Consider the following 15,928-nt stretch of genomic DNA (forward strand, 5'->3'; position numbering starts at 1 on the left):
CACCGCATCGGTCAGCACCCGTCGGTGCGGGGCGGCGGCGGTCAGCGGGGCGGCATCCGGATTCCGCCGTCGAGCCGGATCGTCTCGCCGTTGAGCATCGGGTTCTCCACGATGTGCCGCACGAGCGCGGCGAACTCGCTGGGGTCCCCGAGCCGGGCCGGGTGCGGAACCTGCGCGGCGAGCGATTCGCGCACGGTCGCCGGCATGCTCTGCAGCATCGCGGTGTCGAAGACGCCGGGCGCGATCGACACGACCCGGATCTGCGAGCGCGCAAACTCCCGGGCGAGCGGCAGCGTCATCGCCGCGACCCCGCCCTTCGACGCCGCGTACGCCGCCTGCCCGACCTGCCCGTCGAAAGCGGCGACGGATGCCGTCGTCACGATCACCCCACGCTCGGCGGTCCCGCCTCCCCCGGCCCCACCACCCGCGCCGGGACGGGCACCGGCGCCGGCCCCGGAGCCGAACCCGAGGCCGATGCCCCGGGCGTCGATCAGCTCTGAGGCGAGCATCGCGGCCGCCGCGAGCCTGATCACGTTGAACGTCCCGGTGAGGTTCACCCGGATCACTCGCTCGAAGTCGTCGAGCGGAAGCGGGCCGTCCCGGCCGACCGTGCGGTCCGCCGGAGCGATTCCCGCGCACGTCACGACAATGCGCAGTGGCGCCATCGACACGGCCGCCTCGACGGCGCTGTGCACATCGCCCGCGCTCGTGACGTCGCCGGCGACGAAACGCGCCCGGTCCCCGAGGGCGGACACGATGGCGGCCCCGGGCGCGCCGGGCAGGTCGAGGAGCACGACGGCCGCCCCGGCCGCGTGCAGTGCCGTTGCGGTGGCCAGCCCGAGGCCGGAGGCGGCCCCGGTCACAAGCGCGGAGCATCCGTCGATGCGCATCTCAGAGCCTTTCGAGACGAGTCGCCCGACGCGCCGGAGGGCGGCCCGGGGTGGTGGATCGGAGGAACGCGCAGGTATGCCGCGCGCGGCATCCGCTGCCGGTCATCTCAGAGCCTCTCGATGATCGTGGCATTGGCCATGCCACCGCCCTCGCACATGGTCTGCAGGCCGAAGCGGCCACCGGTGCGCTCGAGGGTGCCGAGCAAGGTGCCGAGCAGGCGGGTGCCGGAAGAGCCGAGCGCGTGGCCGAGGGCGATCGCGCCGCCTGCCGGGTTGAGACGCGCGGGGTCGGCGCCGAGTTCGCGCGCCCAGACGAGCGGCACGCAGGCGAAGGCCTCGTTGACCTCGTAGGCGTCGAGGTCGTCGAGGTCGAGGCCGGAGCGGGCGAGGATGCGCCGGGTCGCCGGGATCACGCCCGTGAGCATCAGGAGCGGGTCGCTCCCGGTGACGGCGAAACTGTCGAACCGCGCTCGCGGGGTGCAGCCGAGCTCGGCGGCGCGGGCGGCGCTCATGATCAGTACCGCGGAGGCGCCGTCGGTGAGCGGGGAGGAGTTGCCGGCGGTGGTGTGCCACTCGAGGTCGGGGAACCGGGCGGCGAGGGCGTCGGTGCGGAACGCCGGCGGCAGGGCGGCGAGACCCGCCGCGGTCGTGCCGGGACGGACGGTCTCGTCGGTGGTGACGGTCGAGCCGTCGGGGAGCCGGACCGGGACGAGCGCGCGGTCGAAGTCTCCGCGGCCGATCGCATCCGCTGCGAGGAGGTGCGACCGGGCCGCGTACTCGTCGAGTTCGGTGCGGGTGAGGCCCCAGCGGCGGGTGATCAGCTCGGCGGAGACGCCCTGGCCGATGAGACCGCTCGGGTAGCGCTCGTGCAGGAGCCGCCCGGACGGGTCCTGGCCCGCGCGCAGGGACGAGCCGAGCGGAACCCGGCTCATCGACTCGACGCCGCACGCGATCACGATGTCGTAGCTGCCGGCGATCACGCCCTGGGCGGCGAAGCTCGCGGCCTGCTGGCTGGAACCGCACTGCCGGTCGATCGTCGTGCCCGGAACCGATTCGGGGAAACCCGCGCTGAGCAGCGCGGTGCGGGTCACGTTGTAGCCCTGCTCGCCCGCCTGCGTGACGCAGCCGCCGATCACGTCGTCGACGAGCGCGGGGTCGAGGTCGTTCCGGCGCACCAGTTCGGCGAGCACCCCGGCGAGCAGGTCCGCCGGGTGCACCCCCGCCAGAGCGCCATTCGGCTTGCCCCGCCCGGACGGGGTGCGCACGACATCGATGATCACGGCCTCGTTGCTCATGCCGACAGCCTAGGCCCGTCGGTGCTGTTCCGAATTCAGGAGTTGAGGTCCGGAACGGCACCGACGGGACCGGACTGCCGCACTGCTCCGGGGCCGCCCCTGCCGCAGCCGCCTCAACTCCTGAATTCGGCACAAGCCAGGGGCAGAGGAACGGGCGGGCGGATGCGCGGCGCGGGTCAGGCGGAGAGCGCCCACATCGCGACGGCGCTGGCCGCGGCCACGTTGAGGGAGTCGATGCCGTGCTTCATCGGGATCTGCACGACACTGTCCGAGGCGGCGAGGGCGTCCTCGGTGAGGCCCTCGCCTTCGGCACCGAGTAGCAGGGCGAGCTTGTCGTGCTCCCGACCGTCGAAGTCGCGCAGGCTGACGGCATCCGCCCGGAGGGCGAGCGCGGCGACGTGGAAGCCGTGCCTCGACAGCAGGGCGCGGGTGCTCGTCCAGTCGCCGGCGCGGGTCCACGGCACCTGCAACACCGTGCCCATCGAGACCCGGATGGCGCGGCGGTAGAACGGGTCGGAGCAGCGCGGCGTGACGAGGATCGCATCCGCCCCGATCGCGCCGGCGGAGCGGAAGATCGCGCCGACGTTGGTGGGATCTGACACGTTCTCGAGGATGACGATGCGCCGGGCGCCGGCAAGCAGGGTGTCGGCGTCGGGCAGGGCGGGCCGGTTCATGGCCGCGATCAGGCCGCGGTGCAGGATGTACCCGGTCAGCTCGGCGAGGAGCTCCCCCGGCCCGACGAACACCGGTACGTCCTCGCCGACGAGCGCGCGGGCCTCGTCGACCGTGTTGCCGAGCGCGAGCACGGAGCGGGGCCGGTGGCCGGCCCGGAGCGCCCGCTCGAGCACGAGCGCCGACTCCGCGATGTACAGGCCGTGCTCGGTGCCGTGCGCCTTCTTCAGGGCGACGTCGGTGACGTGGGCGTAGTCGACGAGCCTCGGGTCGTCGAGGTCGGTGATCTCGATGACGGGCATCCGTTCAGTCTACGAGCCGCGCGGTGGGCGAAACCACGGGGCTAGTCGGCGAAGGGGTCCGGGGTCATCGTGTACTTGGTGGTGAGGTACTCCTGGATGCCCTCGGGCCCGCCCTCGCGGCCGAGGCCGGACTGCTTGACCCCGCCGAACGGCGCGGCCGCGTTCGAGATCACGCCGACGTTGAGCCCCATCATGCCGGTCTGCAGGCGTTCGACCATCCGCTGCCCGCGGGCGAGGTCCCGGGTGAAGACGTAGCTGACCAGCCCGAACTCGGTGTCGTTGGCGAGGCGCACGGCGTCCTCCTCCTCGTCGAAGGTCGCGATCGCGAGCACCGGCCCGAAGATCTCTTCGCGCAGGATGTCGCTCCCCGCCGCGACCCCGGCGAGCACGGTCGGCTCGAAGAAGGTGCCGGCGCCCTCGATCGAGTCGCCGCCGGTGAGGAGCGTCGCGCCGCGTTCGAGGGCGTCCTGCACGAGGGCGGATGCTTTCTCCACGGCCCCGGCGTTGATCAGCGGTCCGATGTTCACATTCTCGGCGGTGCCGCGACCCACGACGAAGTCCTGCACCCGCGCGGTGACCCGGCGGGCGAACTCCTCCGCGACGGATGCCTGCACGATGAACCGGTTGGCGGCCGTGCAGGCCTGCCCGACGTTGCGGAACTTCGCCGCGATGGCGCCGTCGACGGCCTTGTCGAGGTCGGCGTCGGCGAAGACGATGAACGGCGCATTCCCGCCGAGCTCCATCGAGGTGCGCAACACGCCCTGGCCGGCCTGGCCGATCATGCGGCGCCCCACGGCGGTTGAGCCGGTGAAGCTGAGCTTGCGCAGCCGCGGGTCGGCGATGATCGGGTCGGACACCGCGCCGGAGCGCGAGGTCGTGATGACGTTGAGCACGCCGGCGGGGAGCCCCACCTCGGCGAGGAGCTTGGCGAAATACAGGGTCGTGAGCGGGGTCAGCGACGCCGGCTTCACGACGACGGTGCAGCCCGCGGCGAGCGCCGGCGCGATCTTGCGGGTGGCCATGGCGAGCGGGAAGTTCCAGGGCGTGATCAGGAAGCAGGGGCCGACCGGGTGCTGGGACACCAGCATCCGCCCGGTGCCCTCGGGGTTGCTGCCGTACCGGCCGCTGATGCGCACGGCTTCTTCGCTGAACCAGCGCAGGAATTCACCGCCGTACGCGACCTCGCCGTATGCCTCGGCGAGCGGCTTGCCCATCTCGATCGTCATCAGCAGCGCGAATTCCTGCTTGCGCTCCTGCATCAGGTCGAAGGCCCGGCGCAGGATCTCGCCGCGCACCCGAGGCGGGGTCGCCGCCCAGCTGTCCTGGGCGTCGACGGCCGCGTCGAGGGCCGCGGCACCGTCGGCGACCCCGGCGTCGGCGATCGAGGCGATGACGAGACCGGTGGCCGGGTCGACGACGTCGAGGGTCGCCCCGTCAGCCGCGGGGACCCACTCCCCGTTGATGAAGAGTTCCTTCGGAACCATCCGGAGAAGTTCCGCTTCGGTGACGTTTGTCATGGTGTCTCCCTGTCGCGTGCGTCTGATGCCTGCCTCGAACCAGCCTATCCGCGGGCGGTCGCGCTCACGTGGCGTGCAGTTCGCCGCGCACGATCGAATTTCCCGAGTGGGCCGGGTTTCCGTTGTCGGGCTCCGCCGAGACGTCGACGAGCGGGTACTGGCTGAGGTCGACGTCGTCGGGGATGTCGAAGTGGCCGGTGTTGCCATCGAGGAGGCCGATGCTGATCAGGCCGGAGGCATCCGCCTTGATCAGCCAGACCTCGCGGAGGGGAGCCGCCGCTGTGGCGTCGGCAAGCCCGGTGAGGTCGACGACGACCTCGCGGTGTCCCCCGGGCATGGCCTCGACCTCGGCGCTGCCGCTCGCCTGCCAGCCGGGGAACGGCGTGAGCCGGGCCTCGAAGGTGACGGGCGCGGTCGCGGGCTGCTGCATCGTGTCGATCCAGCGCGCCGCGACGAAGCCGCCGAGGACCAGCACCACGGCCGCGGCCCCGCTGAGGAGGAAACGCGTCGCGGTACGGCTCCGGGCCGCCCTCCGTCGGCGCGGACGCAGTGCGGCGGGCGAGTCGGACGTCGGCGGTCGCGCGGACGGCGGGTCCGCGACGGCGGGGCCTGCGGCGGACGCGACAGCGGGAGCGGGTACGGCAGTGGGAGACGGCACGACGGGCGGATGCGCGGCGAATGCCTCCCGTTCGCCCTCGAGAAGCTCGGCCACGTCATCAGCGGTATCGGCAGCATCCGCGGCACCCGCAGCATCCTCCGGACGCACGAAGTCGCGGAGTCGCGGCGGCGCACCGACGGCGGCGCTGAGGCCGAGGGTCGCGTGGATGCCCGCCCACACGGTGGCGGACGGTTCGGTGAGGCTGACGTGACGGGCGGCCCGGCCGACCGCTGCGATGTGCTGCAGCGAAATGAGTTCGAGCGCGCATTGCGGGCACTCGGCGAGGTGACCGCGCTCAGCCTCGGTGAGGTCGAATTCGGCGAGGGCGATGAGTGCGAGGTCGTCGCGGTCAATATGTGTCATCGTTGGCCTCCAATCGCGCGCGCAGCCGGCCGAGACTTCGGCGGATGTGACTCTTGACGGTTCCGAGCGGCAGACCGAGCATCGCGGCGATCTGCGCGTGCGTGAGGTCAGCATAGAAGGCAAGACGCATCACCCGCTGCGGGACAGGCTCGAGCCGCTGTAACTCCTCGGCAAACATCACCCGGTCGGCGACGTCGACCGAATCGTCGACGGGTGTCGTGCGCAATTCGCCCGCGACCGCCTGCTCGATCCGGCGGCGCCGCGAGCGGGCCTCGTGCGTGTCCGCGACGGTGTGCCGGGTGATCCCCACGATCCAGGCGGGGAGCCTCGCCCGCTCGGGATTGTAGTTGTCCCGCCCGCGCCAGGCCGCGATGAAGACCGTCTGCGTCACGTCCTCGGCTTCGCCGGGATCTCCGAGCGACCGCACCGCGATCGTGTACACGAGCGACGACCAGCGCGCATAGGCCTCGGCGAGGGCGCGCTCATCCCCCGCGCGGAACGCGGCGACGAGGCGCAGGTGGTCGACGTCATCGATGGGTGCGGTCACGGGCGTGCGTCGCCTCCCGGCTGGCAGGTTGGTGCGGTTCCCGGTCATGCGCGGCACCTCTCGGGTGCGGCAAGCCCGGCTTCATCGGCGACAGCATAGCCAGACCCGCTCATCAGGGAACCGGCATCGCGGAAACGATCACGTTCGAGAGGTACCGCCTCGCGGTGTAGTCGAATTCACCGCCGCACGTGACGAGCGTGAGGCGGGCGGGCCCGGTGCGGTCGAAGATTGCCGGCCAGGGCACGTCGGGCTTGAGCACGAGCTCGACGGATGCGACCCGGTAGCGCCGCTCGCCGCCGTCGGCGAGCGAGAGGACGATTTCCGTGCCCGCTGGCGCGGTGGCGAGCCGGGAGAACGGGCCCACGTCGTACTCGAGCGAGTCGACATGCGCCGCGATCACGGTCGCGCCCGCCACACTCGCCGGGGACGGCCCGAACTTGTACCACGCGGCAATCGCCGGGTTCTTCGGCAGCCCCATGCCACCGCTGTCGCCGAGTCCGACGGCTTCGATGCCCATGTCGATCCCGAGCGCCTCGATCCTGATCCGCACCGGCGCGACCGGCACCTGCTCCGCGGCCTGCACCGAGCGGATGTCGGCGCTCACCCCGGTGAGAAGCGGCACGGCCGGCGTCGTCGCGGTCGGAGAAGGCAGTGTCGCGGTCGGCGCTGGCGCCGGCGTGGACGGTGACGTCGCGGGGAGCTGCGTCGGCGCGGCGGCGAGGGTCCGTGCGCCGGGCACGCTCCCGCATCCGCTCAGCATCAGCATCAGCATCAGACCAAGGGCGAGAGCGGAAAGCAGGACAAGGGCCACGGCGAGCATCCCGATCTTGCCCGCCGTGGCCCTCATCGTTCTTCCTCCGTCCTGGCTCGCACGCTCAGCGGCGCGCTCGGCGGAGTCCGAGGAACGTAGCCGACCCGAGGCCGAGCAGCACGAGCACGGCGATGCCGCCGAGCCAGAGCGGGGTCTGGTCCGCCGGTCGGTTGGTCGCGACGAGTCCGGCCTCACCGGCGGGGATGCCGTTGGGGTCGGAGTTCATGCCCGAGACGGTCTGCACGGCGACGGCGAGGTTCTTGTCCGCGAGGCTGCCCCAGGCGTAGACGATCGTGTCGACTCCCTCGGCCACCTTCACATCGGCCGGGCCGATCACGGGTGCCGTGGTGCCGGTGGCCGCGACGACGGCCGAGATCGTTCCCGCGGGAATCACGAGAACCGATTCCTTCGGGTTGGACAGGTTCGAGATCGCGACCGCGCCGTTCGCCAGGACGTCGACGGCGGGCGCTGCGGCCACGTGACGGACGACGAGGCGGCCGGAACCTGCCGCGATCGTGGACGTGTCGTTCGTGAACAGGGTGGCCGTGGGTTTCGCGTCCGCCCCGAGGTGCGCGACGGCGGTGTAGTTCATGCCCGCCTCGAGCTTCAGGTCGACCGGGCCGATCGCGGGCTTGCTCGCGTCAGCGGCATCGGAGGCCGTGATCGCGACGGTGTACGTGCCTGCGGCGAGGGCAACGGGTCCGGCCATATCACCCGGCTTGAAGTTGTCGATCGTCAGCTTGTTGTTGACGTAGACGTCGACGGTGAGGCCGGGGACGCCGTGGAACACCGACAGTTGCGCGTCTCCGGTGGCGGCGTTCGCGGGGGCCAGACCACCGAAGACGACGAACGCCCCGATCGACGCGGCCGTGAGTGAAGCGGCGAGGGAAGCCGTGAATCGTGTGCTGTGTGTCGCGTGCATCGTGTCCTCCTGCGTTGGGTTCTGCGTTGGGTTGAACTGCTCCTTCCCCGTACTTCCCGTTCATGGGCCATTTCGGATGCAGTGGCAAGAACGGAAATCCTCCAGGAGGATGATCGACGGCTGTGGACGGACGAAGACCGGCCCGCGCAGTGGGTGTCTGCGCGGGCCGGTCGGCTCGAGTCGGTAGCTGACGTGTCAGTGTCGACGATCAGTTCCGACGGTCAGTTGTGACGGGTCAGTGCCGGTGACCCTTCTCGAGCGCGACCGTCTGCACGGCGAGCGCCAGGGTTCCGTCGGCGAGGCTGCCGTAGGCATACACAATCGTGTTCGTGCGCTTCGCGATCGAGACATCTGCCGGCCCGAGCAGCGGGTCGGTGGTGCCCGTCGCCGCGACGGCCGCGGAGATCGTGCCGGTCGGGAGGGTGAGTTCGACCTCGTCGGGGTTGGTGAGGTCGGTGATGGCGGCGGCACCGTTGGCGAGGATGTCGACGGACGGCGCAGCGGCAACGTGACGCACCGTGAGCCGGCCATTGCCCTTGCCGACCGAGTCGGGGTTGTTGGTGAACAAGGTTGCCGTCGGCATCCCTGACTCGGTGAGGTGGGCGACGGCGGTGTAGTTGTCGCCGCTCTCGAGGGCGAGGTCGACCGGGCCGATCACGGGGTTGCTCGCGTCCGCGGCGTCGGCGGCCGTGATCGCGACAGAGTAGGTGCCCGGGTCGAGGGACAGCGTGTCCGAGAAGGAGCCCGGCGTGAAATCGTCGAGCGTGAGGGCTCCGTCGACATACACGTCGACGGTGACCCCGGGGATGCCGTGGAACACGGTCAGTTCGGCGGGCCCGTTGTCCCCGGAACCGTGACCGTGGCCGTGGCCGCCGTCTCCGGCGTATGCCGGCCCGAATCCTGCGAGAGCGACGAGTACACCGGCTGCGGCGCCTACGGCGAGAATCTTGCGCATGGTTACCTCCTGCTTATCGTGGTGGCGGGAGGCAGCATTACCTCCCATCCCCACTTCGGGAGTTACCCCTCATCCGGATGCACCCAGGCATAACTCCTGCAGATTTCCGCGTGGCCGGTGCGGCGCCCTGGAATTCCGCGGCAGGAATCCCGGCCGGCCGGAATCTGCAGGAGTTATGCCACTTGGACGGGCGGGAGGGCCGCGGCCGTGGTCGAGAGGAGCGCTCCGGCGTAGGCGAGGGCGGCGAGGGCCTCGGCACTCGCGTCCGGGTGGACGCCGACCACGAGGTCCGTGAGCACACGCACCCGCTGGCCGTGCTCGAGCGCGTCGAGGCCCGAGGCTCGCACACAGTGATCGGTCGCGATGCCGACGACGTCGACATCCGTCACTGCGTGCTCGATCAGCAGCTCGCCCGTACGAGTGCCGGAATCGTCGACGCCGGCGAAGATCGAGTACCCCGGTTCGCCCTGTCCCTTGCGGATGTGAACGGTCCCGGCCGGCAGCGCGAGGTCCGGGTGGTAGTCGGCGCCTGCGGTATCCGCGACGCAGTGCACCGGCCAGGTGCCGATGTAGTCGGGCTCGGCGCCCGCCGCCGCGAAGTGGCCGCCGTTGTCGCCCGCCGCGTTGTGCCAGTCGCGCGAGGCGAAGACGAAGTCGTAGTGCAGCGGATGCCCCGCCAGCAGCCTGCTGATGCCTGCGGCCACGGCCGCCCCGCCATCGACCCCCAGGGCGCCGCCCTCCGTGAAGTCGTTCTGCACGTCGATGATGAACAAGGCCCTGGTCACGGTGTTCCGTTCTGAGTCCTGCGCCTGCGCGAGGCGCTACGTATTGGAGAGGTTGTTTCCGCAGCGATAGAACGCCGCCGTGATGGTGTCGATCGCCTGCTTCGCATTATCGCCCACATCGCCGAGGGCGTAAACGGCGAAGGTGAGCGGGGTTCCGTCCGCGGCGTGGATGATGCCGGCGAGGGTGTACCCGGTGTCGATCCAGCCGGTTTTGGCAAAAACGGAACCGTCGGCATCCGCGTTCTTACCCGTGAACCGGTCGCTGTACGAGAGGGACCCGGTCTTGCCGCCCGCGACGGGGAGCCCGTCGAAGATGACCCCGAGGTTGCCCTGGCGGGCGTTGATCTTGATGAAGAGCTGGGTGAGGTACGCCGGCGGAACGGCGTTGTTGTCGCTCAGGCCGGAGCCGTCCGCGATCAGGATGCCCGTGGTGTCGATGCCGTATGTCTGCAGGCCCGCGACCGTCGACTTCTGCAGCGCCGAGAAGGTGTTGCCCGAGCCGGACTTGATGGCGACGAGCCGGGCGAGCATCTCGGCGATCGTGTTGTCCGAGACGATGAGGGCCTGCTTGATCAGGGTCGACACCGGCTGCGACTGCACGGATGCGAGCTGGGTCGCCCCGGACGGCGCCGTGCCGCGGGTCACTGTGACGCTCCCGCCGAGGAGGTCGGCGAAGGCCTGCCCCGCGCGCCCGATCGGGTCGCTGCTGCGCGGTGAGGTGCTCTGCTTCGGGTTGTCCCTGTCGCCGTCGACCTGCAGGGCGGTGATCTCGGGCATGTACCCGTCGGTGAGCTCTTTGCGGTTCCAGCTCGGGTCCCAGGCCGGATCGCCGAACCGCGAGGAGTCGAGCACGAGCGAGGTGATCGGCGTGTTCGCGGTCGCGGGGTCGGCGTGCCACGCCGCGACGGCCTGCGCGGCGAGGGTGTCGAGGTGGGCGGCACCGGTGTAGGTGGACTCCGTGCCGCTCGGCAGCCGGGAGAGGGTCAGGTCGCCGCCGCCGACGAGCACGATCGACCCGGGTTCCGAACCCTTCACGACGAGCGTCGTCGCCTGGAAGTCGGAACCGAGCACGCTCAGGGCTGCGGCGGAGGTGAGCACCTTGAGCACGCTTGCGGTGCGCGAGGGCGTTCCCCCGCCCCGGTCGAAGAGCACTTCGCCCGTCGTCGCGTTCACGACCTGGGACTGGAAACTGCCCAGGCGGGAGTCGGTCGAGAGTGCCGCGACGGAGCACGTGCGCAGGTGGCTCGCGGGAACGACCGTTCCGGGAACCGGGCGGACCGGCGTCGGTGTGGGAGTGGGCGTGGGTGTCGGCGTCGGGGACTCCGTGACCGGAAGGGGCGCGGGCGCGGAGGCGGAGCTGCGCGTGGACGCGCCGGCGACGACGGCGCCACTGCCGAGCAGGGCGAAGGCGACGGCCGCGGCGGTGATCCAGGCTGCGGTGCGGTGCCGGGCGAGGAACCCGGCGATCCCGGCTGCCCCTGGGCCGCGCGCCCCGGGGAGGTGCGGGGCGGTCCCCGGGGCGATGGGGCCCTGCGGCGCGGTGTTGTCCTGATCGTTCACGCCTGTACTGTACCTGCGTCCGCTGTGAGGCGCGCGGCCAGCCAGTCGTCGAGAACCGCGGCGGGCACCGGTGGCGACACGTGGTAGCCCTGGGCCTGGTCGCAGCCGAACCGGGCGAGCTGCGCGTATGCCTCTGCGTCCTCGACGCCCTCTGCCACCATCCGCAGGCCCAGGCTGTGGGCGAGGTGGATGCTCGACGACACCACCGCGGCGGCGCGCTTGTCGCCGTTCAGCGGGGCCACGAACGAGCGGTCGAGCTTGAGTTCATCGATCGGGAGTTCGCGGAGGTAGGCGAGCGAGCTGTACCCGACGCCGAAGTCGTCGACGGCGATGCGGATGCCGCGGGAGCGCAGCCTGCCGAGGATGTCGCTCGCGCGACCACGATCGTCGAGCAGGAACGCCTCGGTGATCTCGAACATGAGCGCCGTCGCCGGGAGGTCGCGCGCCGTGAGCATGGCGCCGACCCGCTCGGGCAGGCCGGAGTCGAGCAGCGAACTTGCCGCGAGGTTGACCGCGATCGTCAGTCTCTCGCCGCGCCGATGCCAGACGGCCGCCTGGTCGAGCGCGAGTTCGAGGACCCGCACCGTCAGTGTCTGCATCAGGCCGGCATCCTCGATGAGCTCGAGGAATTCGCTCGGGTAGAGCAGGCCGCGTTTCGGGTGGTTCCACCGCACGAGGGCCTCGACACCGCGCACCTCCCCGCCGGAGAGCTCGACCTTCGGCTGGTAATGCAGCACCAGCTGGTTCGCGGCGAGCGCCGCGCGCAGTTCTTCGAGGGTGCGCAGCCGGGTGTCGCCGTGGCTGTCGTCGACCGGTTGGTAGACGCGGTGCCCGCCGCGTCGCACCTTGGCCCGGTACATCGCCATGTCGGCCTTGCGCATCAGGACGCCCAGGCTGTGGCCGTGCTCGGGGCTCAGCGCGATCCCGATGCTCGCACTCGTCTGCAGGGAGATTCCTTCGAGGGTGTGCGGTGCCGCCAAGGCGGATTGCACCTTGATCGCGACCACTTCGGCTTCCTCCGCACCGGAGTCGCGGAGGAAGATCGCGAATTCGTCGCCGCCGAGCCGCACGAGGAGGTCGTCCGCGGCAAGCTGGGCGCTGATCCGCAGGCCCACCTGCACGAGGAGCACGTCACCGACATCGTGCCCGAGACTGTCATTGACCTCCTTGAACCGGTCCAGGTCCAGCAGGAGCAGGGCGTTGCGGCCGCCGAGGGCCAGCTGGTCGGGCACCTCGGCGTAGAGCGCGCGCCGGTTCGGAAGCCCGGTGAGGTCGTCGCTGCGGGCCAGCCGCACGAGATCGCCCAGTCGACCGAGTTCCCGGAAGGCGATGACGGTGCGGGCGGATGCGACGACGAGCGTGGCCGCGGCGAGCCCCACCGTCACCTGGGACTCCCCGTGCCTGCTCGAAACCAGGAGGACGGCAAGACCGGCGAGCGTCGCGAAAACGGGGACCGCGAGTACTGCCGTTCCACTCCCCTGCGACCCCGGCCGCTCGGCTGCGCCCCTGCCGCGTTCTGCCCTGCCGTCGTCGTCCGGGGTCGGGGTCGCGGCGGTGCGCAGCCACGTCGCGACGAGCGCGAGTCCGATCGACCAGCCGGCGTCGAGCCAGTGACCGACCACGTACGTGCCGTCGAGCTTGCCCAGGGCGAAGAGGATGTCTCCCGCGGCGAACGAGAGCAGCCCGCCGACGAGCAGGATCCAGCTCTGGCCCGCCCTCAGGATCGGCGACGCCGCGATCGCGACGACCGCCGCGACGATCACCAGGTCGAGCACGGGACTCGCGATGCCCACGAAGGTGGAGATCGACGGTGGACCGTCGGAGCCGGCCGCGAGAACGGGACCGAGCACGGCGGAGACGACCGCGGCGGCGCCGAGGCCGCCGACGACGCAGTCCAGGGCGATTGCGACGGAGAGGCTCCGCAACTGGTCCCGCACGAGGGTGAACAGGGCGGCGAGCATCAGCGGATAGAAGCCGAGGTAGCAGATCTGGGCGAGGTCGCCCAGCACGGGGACCCAGTCGCCGAGCGGCAGGTCGGCGGCCGCGAAGAAGCCGTTGCCGATCACGAACACGGTCACGGCCGAGGCGGCGAGCTGGGCCTGCAGCCGGTTCGACCGGGTGTGCGCGACAGCCACCCAGCAGACGACGAGGGGCGCGGCCGCTGCGAGCACCCCGAGCAGGATGAACGGAGAGGCGACGTAGTCCGTCGGCGCACGGAGCACGAGGCTCGCGACGTGTGCCGCGATGATCAGCCAGAGCGCCCAGAGCATCCACCGGTCGATGCCCTGGCGGGGCGGCGTCACAGCGGCCGTCACAGCGGCCGTCACGGTGCGGCCGCGAGGTCGAGTCGCCGTTCGGCGAGCCAGCTGTCGAGTTCGCCTGCGGGCATCGGCCGGGACATGTGGAAGCCCTGGGCCTCGTCGCAGCCGTACCGGGCCAGGCCGGCGTAGACCTCGGCGTCTTCGACGCCCTCTGCCACCATCGTGAGCCCGAGGCTGTGCGCCAGTTCGATCGTCGAGGAGACGAGGGCGGCAGCCCGGGGATCGTCCCTCATCGGCGACACGATCGACCGGTCGAGCTTGAGTTCGTCGACCGGCAGGTCGCGCAGGTAGGCGAGCGAGCTGTAGCCGGTCCCGAAGTCGTCGATGGCGATGCGGATGCCTCCCGCCCGCAACCGGGTCAGGATCGCGGTGGTCCTGACCCGGTCTTCGAGCAGGAACTCCTCGGTGATCTCGAGAATGAGGGCGGATGCCGGCAGGCCGCGATCGGCAAGCATCGCCGCAATCCGCTCCGGCAGTTCAGCATCCACGAGGGCGCTCGCCGTCAGGTTGACGGCGACGGTCAGGTCGGCGCTCCTGGCATGCCAGACCTCGGCCTGGTCGAGGGCCATGTCGAGCACCTGCTGGGTCATCGCGTTCATCAGCCCGGCCTCCTCGACGATGCTCAGGAAGTCACCGGGCTGGACGAGGCCGCGCACCGGATGGTTCCAGCGCACGAGCGACTCGACCCCGCGCACCGCTCCCGTCGCGAGGTCGACCTTGGGCTGGTAGTAGACCACCAGCTGCCGCTCGTCCAGGGCGACGCGCAGTTCCTGGAGGGTGCGCAGCCGGGCGGCGCCGTGGCTGTCGACGCTCATGTCGTAGACCCGGTGACCGCTCCGGGTTTCCTTCGCCTTGTACATGGCCATGTCGGCCTTGCGGAGCAGCCCGGTCAGGTCGAGGGCCTGGCCGGGATACAGGGCGATGCCGATGCTGACCGTGGTCTGCAGGGTGATTCCTTCGAGCAGGTACGGTCGGGCGAGGACCTCCCTGAGCGTTCCCGCAACGACCACGGCCTCCGCCTCCCCTGCGTCGGCGAGCAGGATCGCGAATTCGTCGCCGCCGAGCCGGGCGACGAGGTCGGTTCCCCGGACGTTGCTCGCGAGTCGGGTGCCGACCTGCACCAGCAGTTGGTCTCCGACGTCGTGCCCAAGGCTGTCATTGACCTCCTTGAAGCGGTCGAGGTCGAGCAGCAGCAGTGCCCTGTCGGCACCGGAGGTGAGACTCAACGGCACCTCGGCGTAGAGGGCGCGCCGGTTGGGCAGCCCGGTGAGATCGTCTGTCCTGGCCTGCCTGCGCATGTCGCCCATCCGCCGCAGCTCCTGGAATGCCATCGTGGTCCGGGCGGCGGCGAGGATGACGGCGGCGGCCGCGAGGGAGATCGCGAACGGGGAGACCTCGACCTCGCTCGCGATCAGGAGGACGGCGAGCCCCGCGGTCGTCGCCAGGACAGGGAGGGAGAGCGCCCAGCGCGCCACGGCCGCGTTGCGGATTCCCGGCGCCGTGGACACGGGCCTGGCCGAGCGGTGCGCCCACAGGGCCATCAGCGCAAGGCCCGCGATCCAGCCGAGATCGAACGGCGAGGCCGTCGAGTAGCTGCCCTCGATCGTCATGCCGGTGAGTGCGAAGCCGATGTCGGCGGCGGCGAAGAGCAGCAGCCCCATGGTCAGCAGGAGCCAGTTGCGTCCGGCACTGATCGACCGCGAGGCGGCGACACCGGCGAGGGCCGCGATCACGACGATGTCCAGGAGGGGATTCGCGGCGGCGACGAACGAGTCGAGCGAGAACGGCTGTGCGAATGCCCGATCGATGCTCGGGCCGAGGAGGACGACGAGGAGGGACGCCGCGCCGAGTGCGCCGACGGTGCTGTCGAGCGTCAGGCCCCAGGACAGCCTCCCCTTCTGCCGGTGGACGAGCACAGCGAGGGCGGCGACCATCAGCGGGTAAAACGAGAAGAAGAGCGCGGTTGCGACGATCGCCAGCGGGTCGGTGGCAACGCCCGCGAAGACCAGGTAGACCAGGGAGAAGAGGACGCCCGACAGCGAATAGGCGCTCACGGCCAGGGCCGTGAGGATCAGCTCCATCCGGCGCGCCGTTGCGCGAGAGACGGACACCCAGCAGAGCACCGTGGGCGCGGCAAAGGAGAGCGCTCCCACAATGTCCCCGACCGGGGTCCGAACGCCGGCGACTCCCGCAGCGAAGGTCTGGACCGCGGACGCGACCACGAGGACGATCAACGTCCAGACCAGCCAGGCATCCGGCCGTGGCGTGGCCGCACGTCGCCTGCGGTCCTCCCCCACCAGCAATTCCATTGGATCCGAGCTCTCGAGTGC

13 protein-coding genes are annotated in these 15,928 nt (G+C 70.9%); all 13 read right to left on the bottom strand.

Annotated features, from left to right (window positions below):
- Positions 1-41 precede the first annotated feature (41 nt).
- Positions 42-890: an SDR family NAD(P)-dependent oxidoreductase gene (locus E3O44_RS13150; RefSeq protein ID WP_134535235.1), complete on the bottom strand. Its 849-nt coding sequence runs from the start codon at positions 888-890 to the stop codon at positions 42-44.
- Between the two features lie 107 nt (positions 891-997).
- Positions 998-2,185, bottom strand: a complete 1,188-nt coding sequence (locus tag E3O44_RS13155) for a thiolase family protein (RefSeq protein ID WP_134535236.1) — start codon at positions 2,183-2,185, stop codon at positions 998-1,000.
- A 176-nt stretch (positions 2,186-2,361) separates the two neighbouring features.
- Positions 2,362-3,159 (bottom strand): TrmH family RNA methyltransferase, encoded by a 798-nt coding sequence (locus E3O44_RS13160; protein WP_134535237.1) that lies wholly within the window; start codon positions 3,157-3,159, stop codon positions 2,362-2,364.
- 41 nt (positions 3,160-3,200) lie between these two features.
- Positions 3,201-4,676: an NAD-dependent succinate-semialdehyde dehydrogenase gene (locus E3O44_RS13165; protein WP_134535238.1), complete on the bottom strand. Its 1,476-nt coding sequence runs from the start codon at positions 4,674-4,676 to the stop codon at positions 3,201-3,203.
- Positions 4,677-4,740: 64 nt separating this feature from the next.
- Positions 4,741-5,697, bottom strand: coding sequence for an anti-sigma factor (locus E3O44_RS13170; RefSeq protein WP_166792655.1), 957 nt, complete (start codon positions 5,695-5,697; stop codon positions 4,741-4,743).
- A complete protein-coding gene (locus tag E3O44_RS13175; protein WP_241976317.1) occupies positions 5,684-6,244 on the bottom strand; it encodes an RNA polymerase sigma factor in 561 nt (186 codons plus the stop codon). Before E3O44_RS13175 ends, E3O44_RS13170 begins: the two co-directional genes overlap by 14 nt.
- Before the next feature lie 112 nt (positions 6,245-6,356).
- Positions 6,357-7,091 (bottom strand): class F sortase, encoded by a 735-nt coding sequence (locus E3O44_RS13180; protein ID WP_134535241.1) that lies wholly within the window; start codon positions 7,089-7,091, stop codon positions 6,357-6,359.
- A 28-nt stretch (positions 7,092-7,119) separates the two neighbouring features.
- Entirely contained in the window at positions 7,120-7,977 is an 858-nt protein-coding gene (locus E3O44_RS13185) for a DUF4397 domain-containing protein (protein ID WP_134535242.1), read from the bottom strand.
- Between the two features lie 235 nt (positions 7,978-8,212).
- Positions 8,213-8,932, bottom strand: a complete 720-nt coding sequence (locus tag E3O44_RS13190; protein WP_134535243.1) for a DUF4397 domain-containing protein — start codon at positions 8,930-8,932, stop codon at positions 8,213-8,215.
- 173 nt (positions 8,933-9,105) lie between these two features.
- Complete coding sequence (locus E3O44_RS13195; protein ID WP_134535244.1) at positions 9,106-9,717, bottom strand: isochorismatase family protein; 612 nt, start codon at positions 9,715-9,717, stop codon at positions 9,106-9,108.
- A 36-nt stretch (positions 9,718-9,753) separates the two neighbouring features.
- The gene (dacB, locus tag E3O44_RS13200) at positions 9,754-11,277 is read right to left on the bottom strand and encodes a D-alanyl-D-alanine carboxypeptidase/D-alanyl-D-alanine endopeptidase (protein ID WP_241976318.1); all 1,524 of its coding nucleotides are present in this window, start codon (positions 11,275-11,277) and stop codon (positions 9,754-9,756) included.
- A complete protein-coding gene (locus tag E3O44_RS13205) occupies positions 11,274-13,604 on the bottom strand; it encodes a putative bifunctional diguanylate cyclase/phosphodiesterase (protein ID WP_166792656.1) in 2,331 nt (776 codons plus the stop codon). The genes dacB and E3O44_RS13205 overlap by 4 nt, the downstream gene beginning before the upstream one ends.
- Entirely contained in the window at positions 13,601-15,907 is a 2,307-nt protein-coding gene (locus E3O44_RS13210) for a putative bifunctional diguanylate cyclase/phosphodiesterase (protein ID WP_134535247.1), read from the bottom strand. The genes E3O44_RS13205 and E3O44_RS13210 overlap by 4 nt, the downstream gene beginning before the upstream one ends.
- Positions 15,908-15,928 lie beyond the last annotated feature (21 nt).

This window comes from Cryobacterium algoricola (assembly GCF_004402485.1).
Classification (GTDB): domain Bacteria; phylum Actinomycetota; class Actinomycetes; order Actinomycetales; family Microbacteriaceae; genus Cryobacterium; species Cryobacterium algoricola.